Below are 24,604 nucleotides of genomic sequence, written 5' to 3'. Positions count from 1 at the left end.
TTATGCCGCAACCTAATTACCGTACAGATTGGCTTTGCATTGCCACGTCCGGCCAAGCCGTTGACGGTCGCACCATTGAAGCGCAGTGGTTAATTGATGCGGCAGAAACTTACAGCCGCGACACCTACACCGCGCTGATTTGGCCGCACCACCCACAGTATGAATACGCCGAGCGCGAGTTCACCTGCAACCTGGGCGAAGTCGACGCATTAAAAACCGAAACCGTGGACGGCGTCGTAAAACTTTACGCCCAGCTTATTCCGAACCGTTTTCTTATTTACGCCAATGAAGACGGGCAAAAGTTATTTACCTCCGCTGAATTCATGGGCGACTTTGCCGGAAGCGGTCGCGAATATTTAATGGGCCTTGCCGTTACCGATATTCCGGCAAGCCTAGGCACTGAAAAAATCAAATTCCAATTAGCCGGGGAAGAAAAACCCGCCGAGCGTGGAAGTTTAGAAACGTTCAGCCTGGGTAAATTAAAGACCCAGAAAAAAGAACCGTCTTTATGGTCGAAATTATTTTCAACCCGTAAAGAGTTTACGCCAACACCAGAACCCAACACCGACAACAAGCCCAACGAGGGCGAGGAAAAAAAGATGGATGAATTAAAAGCCCTCTTGCTGCAAATGATCCAACTCCTGAACGACGGCCAAGCCGCCGCCGAGGGAGACGGGGACAGCGACACGCCAGAACTTGCCGCCGATGAAGTGGCAGACATTGCAGACCAAATCGCCGACGCGGCGGAAGAAGTCTCTGAACTGGCCCAAGACGTTGCCGACAACCCGGAAGACGAAGTCGTCGCGGCTGAATTCAGCGTTGCAAAAGCCAACCTGGTTAAAGCCATGAAGGCGTTTAGCAACAAACCGGCACCGGCTCGCCGCCGCGAACGTCGCCAGTTCAGCGCCCGCCGCGCGGGTAAAAAAGGCCCAAAAGACGGTAAGCAAGCCGAGCTAACCAAGCTTTCAGCCCAGTTATCGGACGTTATGACCAAGCTGTCGGCACAAGAAAGCAACGGCACGCAGCGCCCTAACCGTGCGCCAGGCGGTAGCAAACAGCCGTTTGAATTTACCTAGGCCAACGCCGGGACTTATCCGCTCACTTTTTTAGGAAACATACACTATGCGTTTAACACCCAAAGCCGAGGCGTTAATCCGAAAATATGCCGCAGGTCTGGCAAAGGCCAACGGCCAGCAGGACACCTCGCGCTATTTCTCGCTGACGCCGCCGAAAGAAACGCAGCTACGCGATGCGCTGCTGCAACAGTCCGAGTTCTTGCAGTTGGTCAACGTGATGGACGTCGACCAGGTCAACGGTCAGGTTGTCAGCACCGGCAAGCCGGGCATCTATACCGGCCGTAAAAAAGAGGGCCGCTTCACCCGTCCGATGGGCGTTGACGGTAACGAGTACAAGCTGGTTGAGACGGATTCAGGCTCTTACCTGCCGTATTCCCTGCTGGTTATCTGGGCCAACTCAGGCAGCGAGGAAGAATTCTTCCAGCGCATTCAGGCATTCAGCAATGAGTCGTTTGCCCTCGACATGCTGCGCGTCGCCTTCAACGGTACCAGCGCCGCCGACGACACCGACCCGGAGACCAATCCGAACGGTGAGGACGTCAACATCGGTTGGCACCAGATTGTTAAAACGCGCACGCCTGCACAGGTTATTACCGGTGATATCACCATCGGCGGTGCCGGTGCCGATTTTATGGGCCTTGACGCAGCGGTCACCGACTTGGTGCATACCAGCATCTATGAGCCGTTCCGCAATGACCCGCGCCTGGTTGTTCTGGTCTCCGCTGACCTTATCGGCGCTGACGCCACCACCATGATGAACATGGTTGACCGTCCGACTGAGAAAGTGGCCGCGCAGCTAATCAACCGTCAGATTGCGGGCCGAACGGCTTACACGCCGCCGTTTATGCCGGAAGGTCGTTTGATCGTCACCACGCTGGACAACCTGCACATCTATACCCAGGCAGGCACCCGTAAGCGTAAGGCCGAATGGAATGATGACCGCAAGCGCTTTGAAAACAGCTATCTGCGCATGGAAGGTTACGCCGTCGAGCATGACGAACTGTATGCCGCTTACGACAAGCTGACGTTAGCGACCGGCACCACCGAACCAGACGGAGACGCATAACGATGGCTATGTCCCCGTGTCAGCGCCACCGCGCACGCATCAAGGCCGCCGAAACGCTGGACAAGCGCGAGGCGCTCACTTCATCACCGGTGAGTTTCCATTTGCAAAAACTGGAACTGGAAAGCGATGTCGCGCACCTGCGCAGCCTGCCGCGCACAGAAGACCGCGTCGAGATGAAACGCGACGAACTGTTGCCGCGCTGGTTGCCGACCGTGGAAGCGTACATCGCCGGTGATAAGCGTTACGCAAATCCGGCCCTGGTGTACTGCGTGATTTGGCTGCTCGACACGGGGGAAATCGAAAAGGCGCTCGACTGGGCTGATATCGCTATCGGCGAAGGCCAAGACATGCCGGACAACTTCAAAAGCACGATGCCCGCATTCATTGCCGACACCGTGCTGGAGTGGGCGACGGTCGAGGCCGCCAGCGGTCACAGCATCGAACCGTTTTTCAGCCGGACGTTTAACAACATCCGCGACAAATGGCGACTGCATGAAGACATCAACGCCAAGTGGTTCAAGTTTGCGGGGCTTTACCTGCTGCGCGACCACAACGGCGACCCCCGCGCCACGGCGGTGGAAGATGTCGACACGCTGGAAAAGGCCGACGAACTGCTGGCGCAGGCCGAAAAGTACAACAAAAACGCGGGTGTAAAGACCATGCGGGCGAAAATTCGCGCCCGTATTAATGGCCTCACAGCCGAGTAAAGACTACCGCAAGCCGGGGCGGGCGCGGTGGAGGCATAAGCCCGTAAGGCTTTTGGCCGTGGAAACCGTTAGCCCGCTTCTCACATGCAACAGAAGGATAGCCCCATGAGTGGCCCAAGTTTCAGCATCAGCGGCAAGCCGGTGAACTACCAGTCTGACGCGATCACCAACGGCGTGACCTTCTGGCCGGATTTGAATCTTGGCGAGTTTCAAAAGTCCCGCACCCTGCCCGCTGACCTGCCACCGGAAACCGCAGGTCTTGCGGTGCTGGCAGCGATTGCCGAGGTAAACGACAACCTCGCCGACGTGGTCAGCCACTGGACGGGTAAGGGCTTTGACCAGGCCAAAGACGTGCCGGGGGCCAAGATGGGTGACGAAAACCAGCTGACTGCCCAGTACAAAAAAGCCGTATACGCCAGGGCAAAAGCCGATTTGCTGGGCGAGTTTGCCACCATTGGCCGCCGTGAGTCGCATCCGGGCCAGGAGAGCAGCGAAACCCGCGCGGGCCTGCTGGCCGAGGCCGCTTTCGTCATGCGCAACATGCTGAAACTGCCGCGCGTCGGGGTGCATCTAATATGAGCCAGATAGAGAGCCTAACCGCGTTTATCACTGCCAACCTGCCGCCCGACGTCATGCAGATGTTCGAAAGCAGTCAGGACAACTGCGAACTCATGCGCAGCGGCCAGGCGCTGGGAAATAACCAGAAGCGCATCGGCGTGCTGCGTTACGACGCCACGCTGTCATGGGACCGTTTTCCGTTTCGCGTCTGTTCGCCCGGTCTGGTTTATGCCCTGGTGCTGACGTGGGTCAGTGAGCACGCCAACGAGTTTCACGACAAGTTGCAGCTACCCGACCCGACCGTCGACCCGGAGTTTGACGACGAAGGCTATTGCATCCTGCAAATCGTGGTGCCAATGGCAGACCCGATCATCCTGAGAGAAGACGAGAGCGGCGACGTTCCGGCACAGGGTAAGCGCTGGTCATTGGTTGACCCTGAAATCTGGACGGCGACGGAAGCCGAATTCATTACCCAACACGGTGGTAAGTCGTGATACGCGGCAACCTGAACCAAACGCAGCTTAAGCAGATGCGGGCAGCGCTTGCCGCCGCTGAGTTGAAGCCCAAACAGCGCCAGCGCCTGTTATGGCGTATTGCCAAACTGGGCATCATCGTGGCGGCCAAACGGAACCAGCGAAACCAGACCGCGCCAGACGGCACGCCATGGGCACCGCGCAAGCGGGGCAAAGGCAAGATGCTGAAAGGCTTGCCCAAGCTGCTGGCCGTGCGGGAAATGCCAGAAATTCAGGGGGTGCGCATCTACCTGAAAGGCGGCAACTACCGCAACGGCACCAAGCCCATCGCGGCGGGTCTGGTCGGGGCTGCGCAGCAGGACGGCGCCAACATCAAAATGAATGCCAGCGGCGCACCCCGCAAGGCGCAGGCCAACCGGCCCGCCCTGCCTCGCCAGGCTAAAAAGCTTCGCGCCCTGGGCTACAAAATGCGCCACGGCAAAAAGTGGGTAAAACCATCGAGCAAAAAAATCATGGAAACCCTGAGCATGGCCCAGGCGGGACTACTGATTAAAAAATTGCGGGGCACACCGACGAAACGCACCTGGACAATCGACTTACCGGGACGCGTGTTTTTAGGGGTGAGCAACGAGGAATTTAACAAAATACTTGCGCGGCAAATGCAGGCGATCGGCTTCGGCTGGGACGTCAACGCGCAGGACATCAGAGGGTAAACCCATGACATGGCCACTCGTTAACGTCAGTCAGATTAACCGCTACAACGGCACCACGAAAGACGTCGAGCGCGTCGTTTTGTTTGTCGGCTATGGCGATACCAACGTCGGGAAAACGCAGGCAATTAACACCGCCACCGACTTAAACAAGGCGCTGGGCGACAAAGACAGCCTGTTAAAAAGCCTGGTCAGCGCGGCCAGCAATAACGCCGGTCAAAACTGGTTTGCCTACGTGCACGTTTTAGGCGCGAAGGATGAATCAAAACCCGATGATGACTGGATGGCCGCCGTCACGGCGGGCCAGAACGTGGCATCAGTCGAAGGCGTTGTCCTCGCGTTTGATATCGACCAACAGGCAACCATCAACCGCGCCAGCGAGATGCGTAACACCCTGAAAGCCAAGTTTGGCCGTTTCGTGTGGTTCGCCCTGTCCGTGGGTGGCCCGGAAACCACCGAAACATGGCCTGCTTACCTTATTCGTATGGCCGCGCTTCAAGACAAAATCGCCTCTCCGGGCGTGCAGCTGGTGCCCCGCCTTTGGGGTAACGAGCCGGGCGCTTTAGCGGGCCGCCTGTGTAACCGTTCGGTCACCATCGCCGACAGTCCGGCGCGTGTTGCTACCGGCGCACTTACCGCGCTGGGTCGCGACGGCCTGCCCGTTGACGGCACCGGTGTGGAAATCGACCTCGCCGTGTTGCAGTCGCTTGAAGCCCTGCGCTACAGCGTGCCGATGTGGTACCACGATTTCGACGGGATTTACTGGTCGGACGGTCGGACGCTCGACGTTGAAGGCGGCGATTATCAGACGATTGAGAACGTGCGCATTGTGGATAAAGCCTCGCGCAAGGTGCGTTTGCGGGCTATCCCGAAAATCGCTGACCGCTCGCTTAACAGCACGCCGGGCAGCATTGCGGCAAACGAAACGTATTTCGGCAAGCCGCTGCGCGAAATGGCGATCACCTCGCAAATCAACGGGATTGAATTCCCGGGCGAAGTGAAACCACCCAAACAAGGCGACGTTTCAATCGTCTGGACTTCATCAGTCAAGGTGCAAATTTTCATTGTGGTGCGCCCTTATGAGTCTGCGAAAGAAATCAGCATCAGTATCGAACTCGATACCTCACTGGAGAGCTAACCATGTCAGAACGCTTAAGCGGCGGCTCCTTCGATGTGAACTATGACGGCGTCATGATCCACGTTGAAAGCGCCACGGTGACCATCACCGATAACAGCGCCGCCGTGCAAACGCGCGGCGTACCCAACGGCCATGTAAAAGGGTCGGTCAGTGCCGACGTTGAACTCGAAATCGACGCGCTGAACTTCAAGAAATTCGGGGCCGTGGCGCGTGCCGCTGGCTCATGGCGCGGGATTGGGGAAAAAGACTTCCTGTTCTACGGCAACGCGGGCAACGAAGAAGAAAAAATCGAGGTATTCGGCTGCGTGCCGATGCTGACCGACGTTGTGGGCATCACCCCCAACGACGCCAAGGCGACCACGAAGAAAATCAAATTCATGGTGACCAGCCCCGATTTTATTCATATCGACGGCGTCCCGTACCTGTCAGCCCGCGACACGCGCGACTTGAAAGGGTAACGACATGCCAAACGGAGAAACGTCGCTCTTTGCAAAACTCATCCTGATAGGGGCGCTGATTGGCGTCGGTCAGTTGATGGTCAGCAACGAGCGGATCACCGCCCGCAAGCTGGTAGGCCGCACGATTTTAGGGTCGGCGGTTTCCCTTATGGCCGGTCTGGCGCTGCTGAAATTCGACGATATGCCGGAACTCGCAGTTATTGGAGTGGCCTGCGCCCTTGGCATTTTGGGCAGCGCGGTGATTGAAGAATATTTCAAACGCTGGTTAGACCAACGTCTGACCAAAAAAAGGGATGACACCCCATGACACTGAGCCAGAAACAACAGCAGTTCACGCAAATGGTCGGCCAGTTGATTGCCTGGTCGTTTGCCAACGGTTACGCCCTGACGCTGGGCGAAGCCTACCGCACACCGGAACAGGCCAAGCTTAACGCCGCCAGCGGTGCCGGTATTGTCAACAGCCTGCACATTCAGCGCCTGGCTATCGACTTTAACCTGTTTATTGGGGGCGTTTACCAGACCGACAGCAAAGCGTTTTTACCGCTGGGCGAATACTGGGAAAGCCTAGGCGGTAGCTGGGGCGGTCGGTTCAAGAAACCGGACGGCAACCACTTCAGCCTTGAACATAACGGGGTGCGCTAATGCGTGCCGCCTGGGGGCACCTGCTGATTTTGGCCGCCGCGTTCCTTTTCGGCTGGTCGGCGCATAGCTGGCATAACGCCCAAACCGAACTGGCGGCCAATCAGTCAGCGGATGAAACCCGCCGCGTGGTGACCGAAGTCACCCGCCAGTCGGGGGAAGCGCTGGAAGCCAAAATCGCGGAGTTGAAAGCCAATGAAATTCACACCGAGCGGGAAACCCGCACGGAAGTTATTAAGCCGGTGTTTAGCAACGTTTGCGCTTCTGATGAGTATGTCCGGCTGTTCAACCAAAGTGTTGATAAAGCCGAGCGAACCCTATCAGGAAAACCAGCTAGCCCTGTGCCCGGTCACGCTGCCTCGCCTTTCAGGGCCGACCGGCACTGATTTCGACGCGGCGCTGACACGGTACCAAAACCTTTATACCGCCTGCGCGGTAAGACATAACGCCCTGGTGGGCATCATTCGACAACGTAAGGATTTAGAGCAATGAGCCAAGTAAAAAACAAAGTGATCACCCTGACCGTGGCCGGTATTGACCTGTCTTTCGAGCCGAACAAAACCGCATTCAACGGCCTGATTAACGAAATGTCGCCAACCAACAAAATCGCGCCGATGGTCACCTATCTGGGCCGCATCGTCTCGCCGGACAGCAAAGAGGCACTTAACAAGCTGACCGAGGATTACCCCGGCGTTGAAATGCAAATCGTGGAGAAGGTCAATTCGATTTACTCCCCGCAGGTTGAGATTGAAATAAAAAACTGACCGCACGGGTGGCGGCCATTCGCGCCAACCCGTTAGAGCAGTATCTCGCCCTGCGCAGTTACTACCTGCCCCACGCCGACGACAGCGAAGAGAACATAGCCCGCGCGCTGTGGCTGGATGAATATTTTGCCCAAACCAAGGCCCATAAAACGGCCGAGGGCATAGCGATAGCCTTTAACGGAACATGACATGAGCCATTTGGATTTTACTCTTAGCCTAATCGACAAGCTGACGCGACCGCTTAAAACGGCCCAGTCGTCGCTGTCCGGCTTTGCGGAAAAATCGCAGGCGTCATTTACCAAAATCGGCATTGGCACCGCTGCAATTTGGGCGGTCGCGCAGTCCATCCGGGGCGTTGTCGCTCCCGCGTATGAGATGAACGCGGCGCTGTCAGAAGTCGGCGCTAAAGGCGTGGCCGACGACACGCTGAAGAAGCTGTCCAGTTCCGCGCTACGTTTCAGCATGCAATACGGCAAAAGCGCGGTCGACGTGGTCAACTCCAGCTACGCCATTAAAGGGGCGATGCATGGACTCGCTGACCAGGATTTACCGCGCGTGACCGTGGCGGCCAACACGCTGGCCGCAGGTGTCAAAGCCAGCGGCGAAGAAGCCGGGGAATATATCGGCGCGATGGCCTCGCGGTTCAATCGCGAACTGTCCAGCCTGGGACACGTCGAGTTTGCCGAGCAGTTAGCGGGTAAAACCGCGTATATGGTGCAAAATTTCGGCGTCAAAATGTCGACCATGCAGGAATTGATGGAAGGCACCAAAAACGCCGGGGCCGACTTTGGCGTCAGCATGGAAGAACAGTTCGCCGTGCTGGGCACCCTGTCGCGCACCATGGGCACCGAGTCCAGCGGCATTTACGAGCAGTTCCTACGCAGCGCCCCCGCCGCCGCGCAGAAGCTGGGCATGAGCTTTGTCGACGCCACCGGCAAGATGTTGCCTATGGGCGACATTCTGCAAAAGGTGCAGGACAAATACGGCAAGAGCATCGAAGGCAACGTCAAGGCCCAACAGGCGCTTGATGCCGCCTTTGGCGGCGGTGCCGACGTCATTAAAAAGCTGTACGGCCAGCAAAACACCCTGAACAAGAGCATTACCGAATTAGGCCGCAACGACGGCATGAAGCGGGCGCAGGAAATGGCCGAGCGCATGGCGAAGCCGTGGGAACGTATCACCGCCTCTTTTTATGCCATTCGCGTGGCGCTGGGTAACACCCTGATGCCAATCCTCACCCCGCTGATGAACAAGGTGGCCGCAGTCGGCACCAAGTTCGCCCGCTGGCTGGAAATGTTCCCCAATATCGCCCGCTGGATGGGTTACATCACCTTGGCCGTGCTGTCGTTCGGGCTGGCCGGTGCGGCGGCCAATATCGCCATGGGTATTTTTGGTTTCACCATGATGGGGCTGAAAGGCATAGCGTTCATGCTGGGCGGTGCCTGGAAGGCGTTGACATGGACGCTTAATCTAATGCGCCCTTCACTGCTGTTAACCCGCCTTGGTCTGGCCGGTTTGTGGATCCAGTCCAAATTACTGGCGGTCTGGACGGGCGTCTGCCGTATTGCCCTGGTGCTGTGGAACGGCGTGTTAAAAGCCGGTGCCCTGGCTATGCGCATCTATGGTGCGGCGACCATGTTCGCAGGCGTAGCCATGCAGCTTTTAACCAGCCCGATCACCCTTATTATTTTGGGCCTTGCCGCCCTGGCTATCGGCGTGTGGTACGTGATTAAGCACTGGGACAAGCTGAAAGCGGCGGTGATGGAAACCGAAGCCTTTAAGTGGGTGATGTCGGTCATTCAGGATGTCGGCCAGGTATTTGCCGACGTCTGGGCCAGCATTACAGACGGCTGGGACAAGACCGTCGCTTTCTTCACTGGGCTGTCACCTGTGGCCGCGTTTGAAGGGTTTTCAGAGACTATCGGCAACGTATTCAACAAGCTTTTCGACATCCTGAAAAATACCTTTGCGTCGACCTACAACTGGATTGTTGAAAAACTTAACAAAATACCCGGCGTCAGCATTGACCTTAAAACCACCGGCACAACCGAAGGCGTGAAGGTGCCCGCCGCGGTAAACACCCCGTCACAGGTTGCCGTGCCGCAGCCGGTGCCCGTCGCGGTACCGACACAAAACGCCGTGCCAAGAAGTCAGCCCAATCCGTTGGCCGTGCCTGCGCAAAATGTCATGCCGCAGGCCAGCACGTTGGCCCGCGTGAAGACAGCGCAGCCGACGATGCCGGTCAGCGCTCCAGCGCCAAGCTTGCCACAGCCCGCCGCGCCTGCGTTGAACGGTCAATCACTGGTCACCGGCAACAGGGCGAGCGCCGCCCTGCCGCGTGAAGGCTTGATGAAACAGGTTAAAACGGAAAGCAAAACCACGATTGATAGCCGCCGAACCTATGGCGACACCTACGTGAACGCACCCAACGGAATTTCACCCAGCCAGCTGGCTGAATGGCAAGAGATGCAAGCCGGATGACTGACGAACCGCTCTACATCGATTTACTGATAACTGACGGCAATTTCACGCTTAACAGCGGTAACGAGCCGCAGCTATGCAACAACCGCGTCAGCATCGGTCAAGACGTGATCCACAGCATTTTAGAAAGTGGCATCGCCGCGCTGCTGATTGGCGAACGCAGCCCAACCATGCGCGGCGACGTGTTAACCCAGTTAACGCTGTTGGTTGAAAATGACGAACGCCTCATCCCGGGAACCGTGGTTATCGCGGAGGAAAGCGTCTCGCGCCTGTATATCACTGCCGACACCTACGATTTCGGCCCCATCAGCACCGGTGTGAATTATGAATGAGAAACCGACCGTCGATTTTGAAAAAGTCCTACGCGATAGCGGGATGCCGACCACGGAAGCCGAAATCGCCGGAAAATTCCGCGACATCGCACGCGGTGAAAACCTGGTCACCAATACGTCGAAAATGTCGCCGTTCTGGCGGCTGATAACCAAACTCATCACCACGCCGGTGTTGTGGCTGAAAGACGTACTTGTCCAGGTCGTTATGGCAAATATGTTTGTAGCGACCGCGACCGGCCCGATGCTGCGCCTGCTCGCCTGGGCTGTGAACATCGAAGCCAAACCCGCCAGCGCCGCAGCCGGTACCGTGCGTTTTTTCAAAACTACCGCCGCCAACGCCGTGACGGTTAGCGCGGGCACGCTGGTACAAACCGAGCGTATTAACGGCGTCGTTTATGTATTGTCCGTCGCCAAAGACACCGCCATAGCCGCAGGCTTAGAAAGTGGCCTAGTGCCGGTCACCGCAACCGGCACCGGCAGCGGGTACAACCTCGCGCCGGGCTATTACCGCATTTTGCCGGTTGCCGTGGCGGGAATTTCAAGCGTGGTGAACGATGACGACTGGCTGACCGTGCCCGGTGCAAATGAGGAATCCGATGATGAACTGCGCGAGCGTGCCCGTAACCAGTTCAACCTGGTCGGCAATTACCACACCGATGCGATTTATCGCAGCATGATAGCCAGCGTGCTGGGCCTGAGCGTTGACCGTATTTTCTTTAAGCACGACGCCCCGCGCGGGCCGGGGACGGCAAACGCCTATTTGCTGCTCGACAGCGGCGAGATTTCCCAGCCGTTTATTGATGCGGTCAACGACTATATCAACACGCAGGGCCACCACGGCCACGGCGACGATATGCAGTGCTTTGCCCTGCCTGAGACTAAGCACGCCTTGAGCGTCACGGTCTACGTGTTGAACAAAGACAACATGACCGCCGAAGCGATGGCCGATTTAAACACCGGCGTGACCAATTTGATCCGCTGCGCATTTCGGGAAAACAGCAACTATGACGTCAAAAAGACGTGGCCGTATGCCCGCTACTCGTTTTCAAACCTTGGCCGCGAGTTACACAAGGCGTTTCCCGTTATCGACTCGCTCACCTTCTCGCTGACAGACATCATCAGCGAACTGTCAGTCCCGCGCCTTTCAAGCCTGACCGTGGAAATTGCCAATGATTGATTTTAAAGCGCAGTTGCGCAGCCTTCGATTGCCGTCGTGGATGGACAGAGGCGAACCGGCCAAATTGCTTCGGGTCTGCATCACTTTCTGGTCAGTGGTGTACGACTGGATGACGTGGCCGCTTAAGCAATTTGACCCGCTGACCTGTGCCGAACCGCTGCTTAACCTGATTGCCTATGAGCGGGATATCACCCGTTTTAATGGTGAACCGCTGGGCCTGTTTCGCAAGCGCGTGAGCTATGCGTTTGTGAACGCCCAGGACGCGGGCGAGGTTGAAGGCTTTATCGCCATTTTTGAGCGGCTTGGCATTGGCTACGTCGAACTGCTGGAGCGCCAGCCGGGCATTGATTGGGACGTCATCATCGTGCGCGTCAGCGATAACCAAATCGCAAACAACAGCGACCTTTTACTTGAGATCATCCGCAAGTATGGCCGCACCTGCCGCCGCTATCAGTTCGAAGTGATAAGCGCCATTGGCTTGGTGATGCGGGTGGGGTCATACGAAGGGGAATATGTTTGCTATACGGCGAGCCTGAACAACATAACAACAGAGTCCAGCGCCACGTTTAGCGCTAGTTTGTAGGGGAATTCCATGTCACAAACCGTTATTACCAAAGCCTTTGCCGAGTGGAAAGCCCAGCAGGCTGTCGACAATAAGCCCGTTGTACTGGATGAATTCGTTTTCGCGTTCATCCCTGGGCAAGACGCTAACAAGCCCATCCCTAACACCGAAGGGATGCCCGCCGCTGACAAAATTGTCTATCGCCAGGCGGTAAGCAAAAGCGGCGTGGTCAACGCGAATGCCGTGGTCTATTCCGTGGTGATGGGTACCGAAGTCGGCGATTTCGATTTCAACTGGATTGGGTTAATCAATAAAGCCACCGGCATCATCGGCGCGATCACCCATGCCCCAACGCAGCGGAAAGTGAAGAACGCCAGCGGCCAGCAGGGAAATACCCTCACCCGTTCCATTATGATGGAATACGCCGGGGCGCAGGCTGAAACACAAATCACGGTACCGGCTGCAACGTGGCAGATTGATTTTACGGCCCGCATGGCCGGTATGGATGAAGCCCTGCGTCTGGCAAATTTTGATATCTATGGTGCCGGTGCCTTTTTTGATACCGGATTTTTAGTGTCAAAAAATGGTACCCAGTTCTTTGTTACTAAGGGTTTGGGTTATGTCGGCGGGCTGCGTGCCTCGCTTGCTGCTAACCAAAATATCACCGTCACCACCAAGCCGACTAAGGTCTGGATTGATGTCTGCTATACCGGCACCGTGACCAGCGCGTTTCAGACGGCCATTAAATTCACCGTGGCCCCTACGCTTTCGAACTACGCCACGAACGGCGTCGCCCACTACGTGTTTGCTCTGGCGAGTATCGACGCCGCAGGCAATGTCACTGACCTGCGCCCGAAAGGGTCACTGAGCGACCAGCAGGGCAGCAAAGATTTCTTGCGCAAAGACCAGGCATTAGCCGAGCTTAAAATATTGGGTGCGGCGGCCATGTTGAACGCCCGCGATAATATTGGTGCGATGTCTAACCAGGTCTTGCCGGTCAATAGCACCATCACGCGATTAGACGACCCCGTCGTTATCAATAAAACAAACCCTGTTTCTTTGTCGGGAAAATTTGAGGATTTCCCACTGGGGCCGGACGTTGTCGCCGCAGCTCAGTTGCTGACGCTTCGCCGTGCGTGGGATGCGGGCGCGGGAGCCTATCAGCAATTGATAAATGGAAACGGCCAAATCTTTTGGCGCATTGGTACATACATCGCGGCTCAGGGTTGGAAATGGCAACTTGATAACAGCACTTATCCCTTTGGCTGGCGTCGCGTGTTTGATACCGGCAACCCGCCCACGCCTGCTGAGGTAGGCGCGTTGGCTGCAAAAGACACCGCCGTCGCTGCCACAAAATTAGCGACAGCCCGCAAAATCGCCGGTGTGAATTTTGACGGCACGCAGGACATCAGCCTCAAACCGGCTGATGTCGGTGCTCTGCCTGTTGACGCCACGGCGAAGGCGGCCAGCAAATTAGAGACGGCCCGCAAGATTGCGGGTGTGAATTTTGACGGTACTCAGGACATCAGCATTACCGCCGCTAATGTTGGCGCACTGCCCACTACAGGCGGCAACGTCGAGTATGTCACCGGCGCTCGCTACTTTGCGACGAAATCAGGTCTTTGGGAGGGGGCCGGTGCATTTGCGGCTCAATTAGAAAACGGATCTGCCCCGTTTATGGTGCCTAATGGATTCATGGCGCCCAAAAATGTCAGCCAATACCAACCCATTGTAAAAGGCATTATTAAAACTAAGGATTATAACTACGCGGCGTCGGTCAGCTTCGGCGGCGTAACATCGGGGAACGCCCAGTTCCCAATGGCGGTTATCTCCATCACCACTGATGCGGGGGCGGTGTCGGCATGGACATTCAACCCCGTAGACAATTCTTTTTATAGCCCTGGCGATATAAACACGGGGAAAAACATTTCAGCCGCTGGAAATGTTTCAGTCGGTGGCAGTTTTCGCGCAGAGGCTGGTATTACCTCGCCTAATGATATTTACACTGACCGTAACATCTATAACAAAGGAATTATTCAGGCAGGCTCAGGCGTGTACGACACGCCCGGCGTGCGTGTTTACAGCCCCAACTACAGGCCGCAGCCCTCAGACGTGAACGCGATAGCGCGGGACACATGCAGTTACGCCGGTTTTTCAGGTGGCAACCCACAATCGCCCTACATGCGGAACTCAAACAACGATGAGGTTGTGGCTCTTGCCCGCACTGATTGGGTTAACAGCCGGGTAGAGGATGTTCTGAGATGGGCGCAGGCGAGTTTTGTTTCGAGTATTACGCGCGGGGCGCAGGCTTCGATGGTGATGGACGGTTGGCTTGTAGAGGCACCCGCCGGATGCGTGCTCACCGGTGGCAACGGCAACGAGGGGAGCCAAATTGGTTATGCACTGTACCGCCCCCTGCAAATGTTTCGAAACGGTGGCTGGGTAACAATCGACGGATAAAAATATGAAACTAATAAACTTACAGCGTTACACGCCGGATGAACTTTTTAACGGTGGTGGTATTCAATACTTTAAAGATGAAAGCGGTAAGGACTGGTTTAAATCCTTACCTAAATTCACGCGTAAATTTAGCCTGGCAATTGAGAACGATACCGGGGTTATTCGCAGTATCAGCGAGGATGCATCACGCCTTTATCCTGTCGGCCTGACCGTGGTCGATATTGATACATTGCCCGAGGGCTGTGATATCAGCGGCGCTTGGCGCTGGTCTGGCGGTAAAATCTACGCCGTCGCACCGGATTATGTCGCCCTGGCCGCGCAAAATAAAACCACTCTGTTAGCGGAGGCAAACCAGGCAATAAGCACGTTAAGCGATGCCATTGATTTAGATATTGCGACTGACGAAGAAAAGCGCCTTTTCAACGAGTGGCGCAAATATCGGGTTTTACTGAGTCGCGTAGAAACCACAAAGGTGCGTGGTATTACATGGCCCGAGGTGCCGCAGTAATGTGGCGTAAATCCGTGCTCAAGATTGCTGACAACATGGCACCGCTTTCTTGCGCCATTGTTCCGGCACATCCTTGGGTTTATGGGCTGGGTCAATCCGCTGATTCAGGCAGTTACCTTAGTCCGGCCAATGCTCTGGCATATCTGGCTAAAAAATTGGCCTCCAGCGGCAACAGTGGCGATGTGATCGTCCTGATGATTGCCGAAAACACCCACGATGCATTTATGCAGGGGTTAAACAGTCTGGCGGCCGTCTTCCCCGCACCGGCGTTTACTCAGGTCAGCAGAATGGCAAAGGCCGCTGCCGAACTGAGCACGGTTAAAATGCAACTGCCTGGGAAACTAGCTAACGCCCTGCCCGCCGCTGTCCCATTGTCGGTATCGACCAATCGAGCCGCCGTGAATGCCCAGCGCGTGGCCGCCGCCAAGCTTGCCGCCGCAGCCAGTACCAGCACCGCAGGGTTAAAGGCGCAAATTGCCAGTTTTATGCAGGCCCGCGCCGGATTGCTCGCCAGTATCAGTCAGGGACTCAGTGACCTTAAAGGGGCCAGCGCTGACGTATGGGCGTTTACGCATTCCGGGGATATGCATACCGGCGCGGTCGAATTATTAAAAAATATCCCTCAGGCCACCGCAGTGCATACCGCCGCCATGATGTTCACCGGTGATTCATTGAAAGATTTGGAGAAAATGATAAATGACCCAGGCCGTTCAACTCGCACTTGATGGCGAAGGCATCATCATGAAAAGAATGTTGGTATCGCCTTCCATGCAATTTCAGGAAAAAGACCAGTCCGGCCAAACGTCCAGCACAACCAACGCCGAACAGGGCATCAAGGCCAAAGAACTGCGCGTCACCGGCTTAGTGGCATTTGATGACCAGGCGATTTTGCAGCGGCTTTTTCAGTTGGCATCGGCCACAGAGTCCAGCGGTTCGCTAAAAAAATACCGTATTGCCAACGCGACCGCGACGGCTATCAATTTTCGCGAAGGGACGTTCACCGGCCAGATTGATGCCATTCCGCAGGAAGATATCCTCGCCTGGAACGTCAGTTTTACCCTGCGCGAAAAAAGCAGCGTCCCCGAGAAGCGCGAAGCACGCAAAGGCAACAATACGCCCAGCACCAAGCAGACCGGCGCGGGCGGTAAAAACTCAGCCGGTGAGGACGCCGATAAAATGAGTTGGTTCGAACAAAAAGTCTTAAAACCCGTCAATGACGCGCTGGGATAACTAAAGCATGAAACCGATTAAACGCCTGTACCTTTCAACTGACCCCATCCATCTGGTCGACGTTAACGTCATGCTCGAGCTAAACGCGTGCGGTCGGGGATTTATTACAGCGCAGACCGATACCGATTACACCGGCAAAATGGTGCGTATCGATATCGGTTATGACGGTTTAGTCCTGCGCTGGTTCACCGGCTACGTGGAGCGGTCGCAGCCGTCAGAAAATGGTTCCCAGCGTCTTTTCGTTCGGGAGTTAATCGGCGTATTCGATAAACTGTGGCCGTGCTCGTTTCAGCATCCCACCTTGCGCACCATCACCGACTGGATTAGTGAGCAATGCGGCCTAAACGTCAGCCCGCCAGCGGGTGCCGACTATGCCGACAAGCCAATCCCGCATTTCACTCACAGCGGTACCGGGTACCAGTTGTTTGCCAACCTTGGCCGCGCGTTCTCCATTCCTGATTACCTGTGGTATCAGTTGCCGGACGGTGACGTCTTTATCGGCGCTGCCGCCCACAGCATGTTTGCAGGTAAGCCGGTCGACATCCCGAGCGAGTTTAGCCAGTCCAGCGCGGGCGGTAATTCGATGACCGTGCCGCTCATTCAGAGCCTGCGCCCTGGTGCTGAAGTTAACGGCCAGCGGTTAAGCCAGGTTCGATTAGAAAACGACGACATGGCGATCACGTGGCAACCGCGTAACAAGGCAACCGGCCAGCCCTTGCAGAAATCCCCGATTCAGCGCCAAGTCGAAAACGCGTTCCCCGAACTGGCATCCGGTCTGCACCTGCCCCAGTTCGCCCGCGTCGAAGCGCCGAGTGAAGACGTATCAACCGGCAACATCGCCGACCCGTTTCGCCCGCGCTATGCGGTCGATTTGCAGCTGCTCGACGGGGACGGCAATCCGGCGAAAGATACGCCGGTTTATCCCGCCGTGCCCTTGCCGGTACCAATGGCGGGCAGTGAGTCCGGCATGTTCCAATTCCCACCGCCTGGCACCTTAGTAGAAGTTGGCTTCACTGGCGGGCGACCGGATAAGCCCTTTGTGCGCCAGACCATGCCGCAGGGGCAAAACCTGCCCGCCGTGAAGCCTGGCGAACAGTTGCAGCAACAGCGTGAAGGGGTATCGCAGCGGATTAACGTCGCCGGTGATTGGGAACGCCAGACTGACCAAGCAATCAAAGAAACGTCAATGACGCGCTCTATTCAGGCAGACGATGAAACCCGCACGCTGGTAGTTCGCGAAACTACTATCCAGGCAACGGACAAAACCACGGTACTGGGCACGGCCACGCTGTTAGCCGGTGCCGTGGTTCAGATTAGCGAGGGGGATTACAGCATCGGTACTTCTGGCGGTCTGACTATTTCCTGCAGCAAAGATGAATCCGTCTATATTGGCCAGAATGCTAAACGCAGCATTGGCACCAATCTCGACGACACCATCACCGGCAATAGCACGACAACGGTCGGCGGTGCTCTAACTGAGAAAATCGCCGGTATCCGCCGCAGCGTCGCACAGGCACAAGAGCTTATTGCGCCTACGGTCAAACTGGGTAGCGAGGAAATCAACGTGCTTACACTGCTGACCGACACACTCGACGTAGTCAGCCAACTGGCGACGATTGCCGCCAGCCACACTCACCCGAACACCGGCACAAGCCAACAGTCGGGACAATTCAGCCAGGCAGCAGCCAGCACCGCCACGCTGAAAGCAAAATATGGGCCTTTGATCGCCTGACAGAAGCCCCGCAGAAACACCCCTCGCATAAAACGATCTGTAACGCCCACCATTGAACTCAACACCCCAAGGCCGACACCGTTCGGCCTTTTTTGCGTTCGTCTTACCACGGCCCGCAGCGCTCACAGAAACACGCAGACGGAAGCGCATACCAGACGGAAACGGCGCTACACCGCACCCGCCTGCACTATTTGGATCATAAAAATTTTGCAAAGGAATTTTTGCGCAAACCCTACCGCCAGCCCGCGCGGCGTCTGGTGTTGTGGCTTCGATAAGGTTTTGCACACGTCGCCAACTTTTGCAGCAGTTTGCAAGAATCAGTGCCAGCGCCAAAACTAACCGATTGTTTAAGCTGATGTTTTAAAAGGATCTCCGGTGCTTTCCGTCTGGATCGCATCGGCATTGGAACAGGATTTTTAAATGGGTGAGGATTTACGGGAGGCCTTGCGGCGCAAGGTGTAGCTCTGAAAAATCAGCGCTTATCCCTTTTGCAAAGAATTACAACGTTTATAGATATATAACACCAAGAAAAGAACACTTAGAGATGGGAAAGGCTACATAAATGTAGCCTTTAGATTTGAAACTTACGGTTGGTGTTTAATTGTTGTTAAACGACGAGCTACCGGGCCGCCATTCGAACTCACTAAAGTTTCGATTGTGTCATCAGTACGAGTGACTAAATTGACTTGAATAGTAAAGCCAGATGAAGCATGCACATCACAGATATAAGCCTCAGTATTTGGTGCCCAAATCGCTGATGTGTCATCCCTTCTTAGTCTCACACTGAAATTATTAGGTGCGAATTCATCACATCCATTAACTATACATCTCATTATCATATCCTTGTTTAGCTAAGTAACCCCCTGAACTTAGGGGAAAACAGTTTAACAGAAAACAAGAATATTCTAATTGACTATATCAACTACTTATAAACAGGTAAGCTATGCTCAACTGAATATTCTAACTTCATGCGTTCGGCAGCGATCTCACAGTAATCTTTTAGAATTTCAACTCCAATACCAACACGACCCAAATGATTAGCCACTTTCATTGTCGTACCTGAACCGGAGAAGGGATCCATCACAATATCCCCTTCTTTACTAAACAGTTTTATAAACCACTCAGGTAAAGCTTCAGGAAAGGCAGCACTATGACTTCTATTGCCACATTCGGTCGCCATATGTATTACGTTAGTAGGATATGCCATCTCCTTACCAACCCAATTCTCAATTTTCTTACCAAAGCCACTACCAACGCTCGATTCATCACGTAATTTATCGGTGGTACTAAGGTTTTTTAGGCGGGAGTTTTTCCAATCTCCCATCGGAACCATAACCGCCTCCTGATACATAGAGAATTTTTTTGCTTTTGTAAAATGTAAGCATCTTTCCCACGAATCACGGAATCTATTCGGCCATTTACCTGGGAAGCTATTTTTTTTATGCCAGATATATTCTTCTGTCCAGAGCCAACCTAGCTTACGCATTCTAATAATAAGCTCCAAGACATAAGTGTGCCGTTCTCCATTTACAGCCTTCTCTTTGATATTAAGGACAAATGAGCCAGTTGGCCTTAAGACCCTTAGTAACTCTTTTGCTATAGGAGTGAACCAATCGACATAAGTATCGGCATGGATACCTCCATACGTGCTTTTACGTTGATCCGCATATGGGGGGGAAGTGACCACTAAATCAATTGAGTCATCTTGCAATGATTGCAACAAGGATAAGCAATCCGTGTTGAATAGCTTAGTGGAACTAATATCAATGACGTTTTGTGTTTTGTTCAGCATAGTTACGAGATCACTAGAGATTTTAAGGGATATTATCAGTTCATACAGAAGCGGTCCACTTAATTGTGTAGCATCCTAATTTTGTAAACAGACAATTCGTACCAAACTAGGGCGCCCCGATACTGTTTCTGATATTAAGGGGCTCACATTCTTTGACTACATGAATGGGTACGCCTAGTATGAAATACTAATCTAATAAAACTAATGTCAAAATGTGGACATCTTTTAGAATAATTCATTTTTAAATCATGTAGTTGAGTTGGATAAAAAGTTAAATATTAGTAACCTTTAACCTTTTGGTTACTTTTCTCTCGCTCACGGAGTCAACCATGCTAAATCGTCTGGAAAGACTGACCCAACGCGTTGGTGGCAGTAACGAGTTAATCGATCAGTGGCTTCATGCGCGCAAAGAACTCTTAGTCTCCTATTGCACGCTTGTTGGACTGAAACCGAACAAAGAAAAGCATACCCCGCTAAACGAAAAAGCGCTGGATAACTTTTGCCACAACTTGGTGGATTATCTCTCAGCCGGCCATTTCCATCTTTACCACCGTATTATCGATGAAGTTGAAGGTATCGACAGCCCAAAACAGCTGATTGCGTCGAAAATCTATCCAGCCCTTGAACTGAACACCGAAGCTATCATGGCTTTCCATGACAGTTATACCGAAACAGATATCACCGATGACAACGCCTTTGCTTTCCACTATGCGCTTTCCGATATCGGCGAAGCTTTAGATGCGCGCTTTGTCCTTGAAGATCAGCTAATTACCTTAGCATTCGAACCTTCACAAGATGTGTTACCACCCGTTGCAAACGACCAGATCCTCGAACGTCCGGCGTAATTTCGAAACAATCGATTAACCTATTTCAACATTAAATAACCCTATCTGGGTTGTAGTTTATTTTTCGGCCCCCTATATTGGGGCTTCTTGTCGGAGTGCCTAGCGCATGATGTTCCTCACGGACATTACGCCAGGCTGAGACCGTTAATTCGGGATCCGCGGAACCTGATCGGGTTAATACCCGCGAAGGGAACAAGAGTAATGTCATGCGTTTAGCCTCATTCCGGCCCTGCATCGCCACGGCCTTTGGCGGCTAAATCGACCGTTTTTACTCCTGCCGTAAACCTCCAGACAAGCAATTTTCCATCACGTAACGTTTTTTATCATGAAAAACACGAGGAATTTGCTATGTCGAGCATTCAGTCAAACACCCCTAAAAAGCCCGGAAACCGTCGCGAGCAGCGCGCCGAAGCTCAAGATTTTATCGACAGCCTGCAGGGCGTCGCCTTCCCTAACTCCAAACGTATTTATCTGCAAGGCGAGCGCGCCGACGTGCGCGTGCCGATGCGCGAGATCCAACTCAGCCCGACGCTCATTAGCGGCACCAAAGACAACCCGCGCTATGAGGAAAACGAGGCCATTCCGGTGTATGACACCGCCGGGCCTTATGGCGATCCCGAGGCGACGATTGATGTCCACGCCGGTCTGGAGAAGCTGCGCGCGGGCTGGATTGCTTCACGCAACGATACCGAAGAGCTACCACAGGTAAGCTCCGGCTTTACCCAGCAGCGTCTGGCCGATGACGGGCTGGACCACCTGCGCTTCGAGCATTTGCCTCGCCCGCGCAAGGCATTGGCGGGTAAAAATGTCACCCAGCTGCACTATGCCCGCCAGGGGATAATCACCCCGGAAATGGAGTTCATCGCCATCCGAGAAAACATGGGCCGTGAGCGAATTCGCGGTGAAGTGCTGCGCCAGCAGCATCCGGGCGAGAGCTTTGGTGCTCACCTGCCCGCCAATATCACGCCGGAATTTGTGCGTCAGGAAGTGGCCGCAGGCCGGGCGATTATCCCCGCCAACATCAACCATCCAGAGTCCGAACCGATGATTATCGGCCGCAACTTCTTGGTGAAAGTGAATGCCAACATCGGCAACTCGGCGGTGACCTCCTCTATCGAAGAAGAGGTGGAAAAACTGGTGTGGTCCACCCGCTGGGGCGCGGACACCGTAATGGACCTGTCCACCGGCCGCTATATCCACGAAACCCGCGAATGGATTTTGCGTAACAGCCCAGTGCCTATCGGCACAGTGCCGATCTACCAAGCCTTGGAAAAAGTGAACGGTATCGCCGAAGACCTGAACTGGGAAATGTTCCGCGACACCCTGCTGGAGCAGGCGGAGCAAGGCGTTGACTACTTCACCATCCACGCGGGCGTGCTGCTGCGCTACGTGCCAATGACCGCCAAACGCCTGACCGGCATTGTGTCGCGCGGCGGCTCAATCATGGCGAAATGGTGCCTGTCGCACCATAAAGAGAGCTTCCTGTTTGAGCATTTCCGCGAAATTTGTGAAATCTGCGCCGCCTATGACGTCTCTCTGTCGCTGGGCGATGGCCTGCGTCCGGGTTCTATTCAGGATGCCAATGACGAAGCCCAGTTCGCCGAGCTGCGCACCTTGGGCGAGCTGACCAAAATAGCCTGGGAATATGATGTTCAAGTGATGATTGAAGGGCCGGGTCACGTGCCGATGCAGATGATCCGCCGCAACATGACGGAAGAGCTGGAGCACTGCCACGAGGCACCGTTCTACACGCTGGGGCCACTGACCACCGACATTGCGCCGGGCTACGACCACTTCACCTCGGGTATCGGGGCGGCGATGATCGGCTGGTTCGGCTGCGCCATGCTGTGTTACGTCACGCCGAAAGAGCACCTCGGCCTGCCGAACAAAGAGGACGTGAAGCAAGGCTTGATCACCTACAAGATTGCCGCCCACGCGGCGGATCTGGCGAAAGGTCATCCGGGCGCGCAGATCCGCGATAACGCCATGTCCAAGGCGCGTTTTGAATTCCGCTGGGAAGATCAGTTCAATCTGGCTCTCGATCCGGCCACGGCGCGGGCCTACCACGATGAAACTCTGCCGCAGGAGTCAGGCAAAGTCGCTCACTTCTGCTCAATGTGCGGCCCGAAATTCTGCTCAATGAAAATCACCCAAGAAGTGCGCGATTACGCAGCCACCTTGGAAACTCAGGCCCTGCCTATCGAGATTGTGCAAACCGGCATGGCGCAAATGTCGTCTGAGTTCCGTTCACGCGGCAGCGAGCTTTACCACCCGGCCGACAGCTTCAGCGCGGAGGCCGGCAAATGAGCGCGCTAACCCACGCCTTCCCCGCCGTTCCTTTCCGTCTGGGGCTTTACCCGGTGGTAGACAGCGTTGAATGGATAGCCCGCCTGCTGGAGGCAGGCGTTAAAACTATTCAGCTGCGGGTCAAAGACCTGCCTGACGAAGAGGTCGAACCGGCCATTATTCAGGCCATCGCATTGGGCCATCAGCATCAGGCGCAGCTGTTTATTAATGACTATTGGCGTCTGGCGGTGAAGCATCGGGCCTACGGCGTGCATCTCGGGCAGGAAGATCTCGACACTGCCGACCTTGCGGCAATTCACGCCGCCGGGCTGCGTTTGGGGGTTTCGACCCATGACGATGCCGAGCTGGCGCGCGCCGTGGCGGTGAAGCCTTCTTATATCGCCCTCGGCCATATTTTCCCGACGCAAACCAAAGAGATGCCTTCCGCGCCGCAGGGCTTGCAGGAGCTGGAGCGCCACATCAGGCAGCTCGACGGCAGCTTCCCCACCGTGGCGATTGGCGGCATTAGCATCGACAAAGCGCCGTCGGTGTTAGCCACCGGCGTCGGCAGCATCGCGGTGGTCAGCGCCATTACGCAGGCGGCGGACTGGCGCAAGGCAACCGCGGAACTTCTGGCGCTCTGCGCCAGTGAAGAGGCTGATGATGCTCAATGATCAATCCTTTATGCGTTACAGCCGCCAGCTGCTGCTCGAGGAGTTTGGCCCCGACGGGCAGGAGAAAATAGACGCCGCCAAGGTGCTGATTGTCGGCCTTGGCGGGCTAGGCTCTCCCGCCTCGCTCTACCTTGCGGCGGCTGGCGTCGGCAAACTGACGCTGGCGGATGACGACGCACTGCATATTTCGAATTTGCAGCGGCAGGTTATCTATCGCAGCGCCGACGTGGATAAGCCCAAGGCGGCGGTCGCCAAGCGCGAGTTACTCAGGCTGAACCCGGAGTGTGAAATCGTGGCAATCGAGCAGCGGCTGGAGGGTCAGCCCCTCACCGAGGCGGTGCGCGCTGCGGATCTGGTGCTGGATTGCAGCGACAACATGGCCACTCGACACGCCATCAATCAGGCCTGCGTTGAGAATCAAAAAACCTTGATTAGCGGCAGCGCGGTGGGCTTTAGCGGCCAGCTGCTGGTGCTCGAACCGCCTTATTCTCACGGCTGCTACGCCTGCCTCTACCCCGACCACCACACGCCGGTGCGCAATTGCCGCACCGCCGGGGTGCTCGGCCCGGTGGTCGGAGTGATTGGCACGCTGCAAGCCTTAGAAGCCTTGAAAATTATCGCCGGGCTCGGCAGTTCGCTGAGCGGAAAATTACGCTTATTCGACGGCAAACAGCAAAGCTGGCGGACGGCCCAACTCACGCGCTCAGACCTTTGCGCGGTATGTGGAGCTAAACCGTGAAGCTGATGATAAATGATGAACCTCACCATTTCGCCGCGCCTCTCACCCTGCTGGACCTACTTGAACAGCTGAATCACTCGCAGGAGGGCAGCGCACTGGCGGTTAATCAGGTGATTATTCCTCGCCACAACTGGTCTTCGCACATGTTGACCGACGGCGACAATATCTTGCTGTTTCAGGCCATCGCTGGAGGATGA

28 protein-coding genes and 1 riboswitch are annotated in these 24,604 nt (G+C 55.2%); of the genes, 27 read left to right on the top strand and 1 reads right to left on the bottom strand.

Going from position 1 to position 24,604, the window contains the following annotated elements; genetic code table 11:
- Window positions 1-2: 2 nt before the first annotated feature.
- From V2154_RS00230 to V2154_RS00125, 22 genes are all read left to right on the top strand, one after another.
- Complete coding sequence (locus tag V2154_RS00230) at window positions 3-1,076, top strand: GPO family capsid scaffolding protein (RefSeq protein ID WP_353500598.1); 1,074 nt, start codon at window positions 3-5, stop codon at window positions 1,074-1,076.
- 46 nt (window positions 1,077-1,122) lie between these two features.
- Window positions 1,123-2,142 (top strand): phage major capsid protein, P2 family, encoded by a 1,020-nt coding sequence (locus tag V2154_RS00225; protein ID WP_353500597.1) that lies wholly within the window; start codon window positions 1,123-1,125, stop codon window positions 2,140-2,142.
- A 2-nt stretch (window positions 2,143-2,144) separates the two neighbouring features.
- Window positions 2,145-2,849: a phage terminase small subunit gene (gpM, locus tag V2154_RS00220; RefSeq protein ID WP_353500596.1), complete on the top strand. Its 705-nt coding sequence runs from the start codon at window positions 2,145-2,147 to the stop codon at window positions 2,847-2,849.
- A 105-nt stretch (window positions 2,850-2,954) separates the two neighbouring features.
- A complete protein-coding gene (locus V2154_RS00215; RefSeq protein ID WP_353500595.1) occupies window positions 2,955-3,428 on the top strand; it encodes a head completion/stabilization protein in 474 nt (157 codons plus the stop codon).
- The gene (locus V2154_RS00210) at window positions 3,425-3,901 is read left to right on the top strand and encodes a phage tail protein (protein ID WP_353500594.1); all 477 of its coding nucleotides are present in this window, start codon (window positions 3,425-3,427) and stop codon (window positions 3,899-3,901) included. Before V2154_RS00215 ends, V2154_RS00210 begins: the two co-directional genes overlap by 4 nt.
- A gap of 35 nt (window positions 3,902-3,936) precedes the next feature.
- The gene (locus V2154_RS00205) at window positions 3,937-4,593 is read left to right on the top strand and encodes a hypothetical protein (RefSeq protein WP_353503874.1); all 657 of its coding nucleotides are present in this window, start codon (window positions 3,937-3,939) and stop codon (window positions 4,591-4,593) included.
- A 4-nt stretch (window positions 4,594-4,597) separates the two neighbouring features.
- Complete coding sequence (locus V2154_RS00200) at window positions 4,598-5,728, top strand: DUF2586 domain-containing protein (RefSeq protein ID WP_353500593.1); 1,131 nt, start codon at window positions 4,598-4,600, stop codon at window positions 5,726-5,728.
- A 2-nt stretch (window positions 5,729-5,730) separates the two neighbouring features.
- Window positions 5,731-6,186 carry a phage protein gene (locus V2154_RS00195; RefSeq protein WP_353500592.1) on the top strand — a complete coding sequence of 152 codons (456 nt, stop codon included), beginning with the start codon at window positions 5,731-5,733 and terminating at the stop codon, window positions 6,184-6,186.
- Window positions 6,187-6,190: 4 nt separating this feature from the next.
- A complete protein-coding gene (locus V2154_RS00190) occupies window positions 6,191-6,493 on the top strand; it encodes a phage holin family protein (RefSeq protein ID WP_353500591.1) in 303 nt (100 codons plus the stop codon).
- Entirely contained in the window at window positions 6,490-6,828 is a 339-nt protein-coding gene (locus V2154_RS00185) for a M15 family metallopeptidase (RefSeq protein ID WP_353500590.1), read from the top strand. The genes V2154_RS00190 and V2154_RS00185 overlap by 4 nt, the downstream gene beginning before the upstream one ends.
- Complete coding sequence (locus tag V2154_RS00180; RefSeq protein WP_353500589.1) at window positions 6,828-7,211, top strand: hypothetical protein; 384 nt, start codon at window positions 6,828-6,830, stop codon at window positions 7,209-7,211. Before V2154_RS00185 ends, V2154_RS00180 begins: the two co-directional genes overlap by 1 nt.
- Before the next feature lie 102 nt (window positions 7,212-7,313).
- Window positions 7,314-7,589, top strand: coding sequence for a putative phage tail assembly chaperone (locus tag V2154_RS00175; protein WP_353500588.1), 276 nt, complete (start codon window positions 7,314-7,316; stop codon window positions 7,587-7,589).
- Between the two features lie 8 nt (window positions 7,590-7,597).
- On the top strand, window positions 7,598-7,777 hold the full coding sequence (locus V2154_RS00170) for a DUF6890 family protein (RefSeq protein ID WP_353500587.1): 180 nt from the start codon (window positions 7,598-7,600) through the stop codon (window positions 7,775-7,777).
- Window position 7,778: 1 nt separating this feature from the next.
- Window positions 7,779-10,070 (top strand): phage tail tape measure protein, encoded by a 2,292-nt coding sequence (locus V2154_RS00165; protein WP_353500586.1) that lies wholly within the window; start codon window positions 7,779-7,781, stop codon window positions 10,068-10,070.
- On the top strand, window positions 10,067-10,402 hold the full coding sequence (locus V2154_RS00160) for a DUF2590 family protein (RefSeq protein ID WP_353500585.1): 336 nt from the start codon (window positions 10,067-10,069) through the stop codon (window positions 10,400-10,402). Before V2154_RS00165 ends, V2154_RS00160 begins: the two co-directional genes overlap by 4 nt.
- The gene (locus tag V2154_RS00155) at window positions 10,395-11,579 is read left to right on the top strand and encodes a baseplate J/gp47 family protein (protein ID WP_353500584.1); all 1,185 of its coding nucleotides are present in this window, start codon (window positions 10,395-10,397) and stop codon (window positions 11,577-11,579) included. The genes V2154_RS00160 and V2154_RS00155 overlap by 8 nt, the downstream gene beginning before the upstream one ends.
- Window positions 11,572-12,162, top strand: coding sequence for a hypothetical protein (locus V2154_RS00150; RefSeq protein ID WP_353500583.1), 591 nt, complete (start codon window positions 11,572-11,574; stop codon window positions 12,160-12,162). The genes V2154_RS00155 and V2154_RS00150 overlap by 8 nt, the downstream gene beginning before the upstream one ends.
- A gap of 9 nt (window positions 12,163-12,171) precedes the next feature.
- Window positions 12,172-14,601, top strand: coding sequence for a phage tail-collar fiber domain-containing protein (locus V2154_RS00145; RefSeq protein ID WP_353500582.1), 2,430 nt, complete (start codon window positions 12,172-12,174; stop codon window positions 14,599-14,601).
- A 4-nt stretch (window positions 14,602-14,605) separates the two neighbouring features.
- Window positions 14,606-15,109 carry a tail fiber assembly protein gene (locus tag V2154_RS00140; RefSeq protein WP_353500581.1) on the top strand — a complete coding sequence of 168 codons (504 nt, stop codon included), beginning with the start codon at window positions 14,606-14,608 and terminating at the stop codon, window positions 15,107-15,109.
- On the top strand, window positions 15,109-15,834 hold the full coding sequence (locus V2154_RS00135) for a hypothetical protein (protein ID WP_353500580.1): 726 nt from the start codon (window positions 15,109-15,111) through the stop codon (window positions 15,832-15,834). Before V2154_RS00140 ends, V2154_RS00135 begins: the two co-directional genes overlap by 1 nt.
- Window positions 15,806-16,339 carry a baseplate complex protein gene (locus V2154_RS00130; RefSeq protein ID WP_353500579.1) on the top strand — a complete coding sequence of 178 codons (534 nt, stop codon included), beginning with the start codon at window positions 15,806-15,808 and terminating at the stop codon, window positions 16,337-16,339. The genes V2154_RS00135 and V2154_RS00130 overlap by 29 nt, the downstream gene beginning before the upstream one ends.
- A 7-nt stretch (window positions 16,340-16,346) precedes the next feature.
- A complete protein-coding gene (locus V2154_RS00125) occupies window positions 16,347-18,071 on the top strand; it encodes a hypothetical protein (protein ID WP_353500578.1) in 1,725 nt (574 codons plus the stop codon).
- Window positions 18,072-18,993: 922 nt separating this feature from the next.
- On the opposite strand, the gene V2154_RS00120 is transcribed toward V2154_RS00125, so the two are convergent.
- Window positions 18,994-19,863, bottom strand: a complete 870-nt coding sequence (locus V2154_RS00120) for a DNA-methyltransferase (protein ID WP_353500577.1) — start codon at window positions 19,861-19,863, stop codon at window positions 18,994-18,996.
- A gap of 329 nt (window positions 19,864-20,192) precedes the next feature.
- Here V2154_RS00120 and rsd point away from each other — a divergent pair, with 329 nt between their 5' ends.
- The 5 genes from rsd (at window position 20,193) to thiS (ending at window position 24,604) form a co-directional block, all read left to right on the top strand.
- Window positions 20,193-20,708 carry a sigma D regulator gene (gene rsd / locus V2154_RS00115; RefSeq protein WP_185688791.1) on the top strand — a complete coding sequence of 172 codons (516 nt, stop codon included), beginning with the start codon at window positions 20,193-20,195 and terminating at the stop codon, window positions 20,706-20,708.
- 81 nt (window positions 20,709-20,789) lie between these two features.
- Window positions 20,790-20,917: riboswitch (TPP riboswitch) on the top strand.
- Between the two features lie 139 nt (window positions 20,918-21,056).
- On the top strand, window positions 21,057-23,015 hold the full coding sequence (gene thiC / locus V2154_RS00110; RefSeq protein WP_353500576.1) for a phosphomethylpyrimidine synthase ThiC: 1,959 nt from the start codon (window positions 21,057-21,059) through the stop codon (window positions 23,013-23,015).
- The gene (gene thiE, locus V2154_RS00105; protein ID WP_353500575.1) at window positions 23,012-23,668 is read left to right on the top strand and encodes a thiamine phosphate synthase; all 657 of its coding nucleotides are present in this window, start codon (window positions 23,012-23,014) and stop codon (window positions 23,666-23,668) included. Before thiC ends, thiE begins: the two co-directional genes overlap by 4 nt.
- On the top strand, window positions 23,658-24,407 hold the full coding sequence (locus tag V2154_RS00100; protein WP_353503873.1) for a HesA/MoeB/ThiF family protein: 750 nt from the start codon (window positions 23,658-23,660) through the stop codon (window positions 24,405-24,407). The genes thiE and V2154_RS00100 overlap by 11 nt, the downstream gene beginning before the upstream one ends.
- On the top strand, window positions 24,404-24,604 hold the full coding sequence (gene thiS, locus V2154_RS00095; RefSeq protein ID WP_353500574.1) for a sulfur carrier protein ThiS: 201 nt from the start codon (window positions 24,404-24,406) through the stop codon (window positions 24,602-24,604). The genes V2154_RS00100 and thiS overlap by 4 nt, the downstream gene beginning before the upstream one ends.

Source organism: Ewingella sp. CoE-038-23 (genome assembly GCF_040419245.1).
Classification (GTDB): Bacteria; Pseudomonadota; Gammaproteobacteria; order Enterobacterales; family Enterobacteriaceae; genus Ewingella; species Ewingella allii.
Note: the sequence above shows the minus strand (reverse complement) of the source record. Positions and strands in the feature narration are given on the sequence as shown.

Excerpts from the sequence above, each read along its gene's own strand:
- V2154_RS00230 (WP_353500598.1), top strand. The coding sequence starts at position 3 with ATGCCGCAACCTAATTACCGTACAGATTGGCTTTGCATTGCCACGTCC.
- V2154_RS00225 (WP_353500597.1), top strand. The coding sequence starts at position 1,123 with ATGCGTTTAACACCCAAAGCCGAGGCGTTAATCCGAAAATATGCCGCA.
- gpM (WP_353500596.1), top strand. The coding sequence starts at position 2,145 with ATGGCTATGTCCCCGTGTCAGCGCCACCGCGCACGCATCAAGGCCGCC.
- V2154_RS00215 (WP_353500595.1), top strand. The coding sequence starts at position 2,955 with ATGAGTGGCCCAAGTTTCAGCATCAGCGGCAAGCCGGTGAACTACCAG.
- V2154_RS00210 (WP_353500594.1), top strand. The coding sequence starts at position 3,425 with ATGAGCCAGATAGAGAGCCTAACCGCGTTTATCACTGCCAACCTGCCG.
- V2154_RS00205 (WP_353503874.1), top strand. The coding sequence starts at position 3,937 with ATGCGGGCAGCGCTTGCCGCCGCTGAGTTGAAGCCCAAACAGCGCCAG.
- V2154_RS00200 (WP_353500593.1), top strand. The coding sequence starts at position 4,598 with ATGACATGGCCACTCGTTAACGTCAGTCAGATTAACCGCTACAACGGC.
- V2154_RS00195 (WP_353500592.1), top strand. The coding sequence starts at position 5,731 with ATGTCAGAACGCTTAAGCGGCGGCTCCTTCGATGTGAACTATGACGGC.
- V2154_RS00190 (WP_353500591.1), top strand. The coding sequence starts at position 6,191 with ATGCCAAACGGAGAAACGTCGCTCTTTGCAAAACTCATCCTGATAGGG.
- V2154_RS00185 (WP_353500590.1), top strand. The coding sequence starts at position 6,490 with ATGACACTGAGCCAGAAACAACAGCAGTTCACGCAAATGGTCGGCCAG.
- V2154_RS00180 (WP_353500589.1), top strand. The coding sequence starts at position 6,828 with ATGCGTGCCGCCTGGGGGCACCTGCTGATTTTGGCCGCCGCGTTCCTT.
- V2154_RS00175 (WP_353500588.1), top strand. The coding sequence starts at position 7,314 with ATGAGCCAAGTAAAAAACAAAGTGATCACCCTGACCGTGGCCGGTATT.
- V2154_RS00165 (WP_353500586.1), top strand. The coding sequence starts at position 7,779 with ATGAGCCATTTGGATTTTACTCTTAGCCTAATCGACAAGCTGACGCGA.
- V2154_RS00160 (WP_353500585.1), top strand. The coding sequence starts at position 10,067 with ATGACTGACGAACCGCTCTACATCGATTTACTGATAACTGACGGCAAT.
- V2154_RS00155 (WP_353500584.1), top strand. The coding sequence starts at position 10,395 with ATGAATGAGAAACCGACCGTCGATTTTGAAAAAGTCCTACGCGATAGC.
- V2154_RS00150 (WP_353500583.1), top strand. The coding sequence starts at position 11,572 with ATGATTGATTTTAAAGCGCAGTTGCGCAGCCTTCGATTGCCGTCGTGG.
- V2154_RS00145 (WP_353500582.1), top strand. The coding sequence starts at position 12,172 with ATGTCACAAACCGTTATTACCAAAGCCTTTGCCGAGTGGAAAGCCCAG.
- V2154_RS00140 (WP_353500581.1), top strand. The coding sequence starts at position 14,606 with ATGAAACTAATAAACTTACAGCGTTACACGCCGGATGAACTTTTTAAC.
- V2154_RS00135 (WP_353500580.1), top strand. The coding sequence starts at position 15,109 with ATGTGGCGTAAATCCGTGCTCAAGATTGCTGACAACATGGCACCGCTT.
- V2154_RS00130 (WP_353500579.1), top strand. The coding sequence starts at position 15,806 with ATGACCCAGGCCGTTCAACTCGCACTTGATGGCGAAGGCATCATCATG.
- V2154_RS00125 (WP_353500578.1), top strand. The coding sequence starts at position 16,347 with ATGAAACCGATTAAACGCCTGTACCTTTCAACTGACCCCATCCATCTG.
- V2154_RS00120 (WP_353500577.1), bottom strand. The coding sequence starts at position 19,863 with ATGCTGAACAAAACACAAAACGTCATTGATATTAGTTCCACTAAGCTA.
- rsd (WP_185688791.1), top strand. The coding sequence starts at position 20,193 with ATGCTAAATCGTCTGGAAAGACTGACCCAACGCGTTGGTGGCAGTAAC.
- thiC (WP_353500576.1), top strand. The coding sequence starts at position 21,057 with ATGTCGAGCATTCAGTCAAACACCCCTAAAAAGCCCGGAAACCGTCGC.
- thiE (WP_353500575.1), top strand. The coding sequence starts at position 23,012 with ATGAGCGCGCTAACCCACGCCTTCCCCGCCGTTCCTTTCCGTCTGGGG.
- V2154_RS00100 (WP_353503873.1), top strand. The coding sequence starts at position 23,658 with ATGCTCAATGATCAATCCTTTATGCGTTACAGCCGCCAGCTGCTGCTC.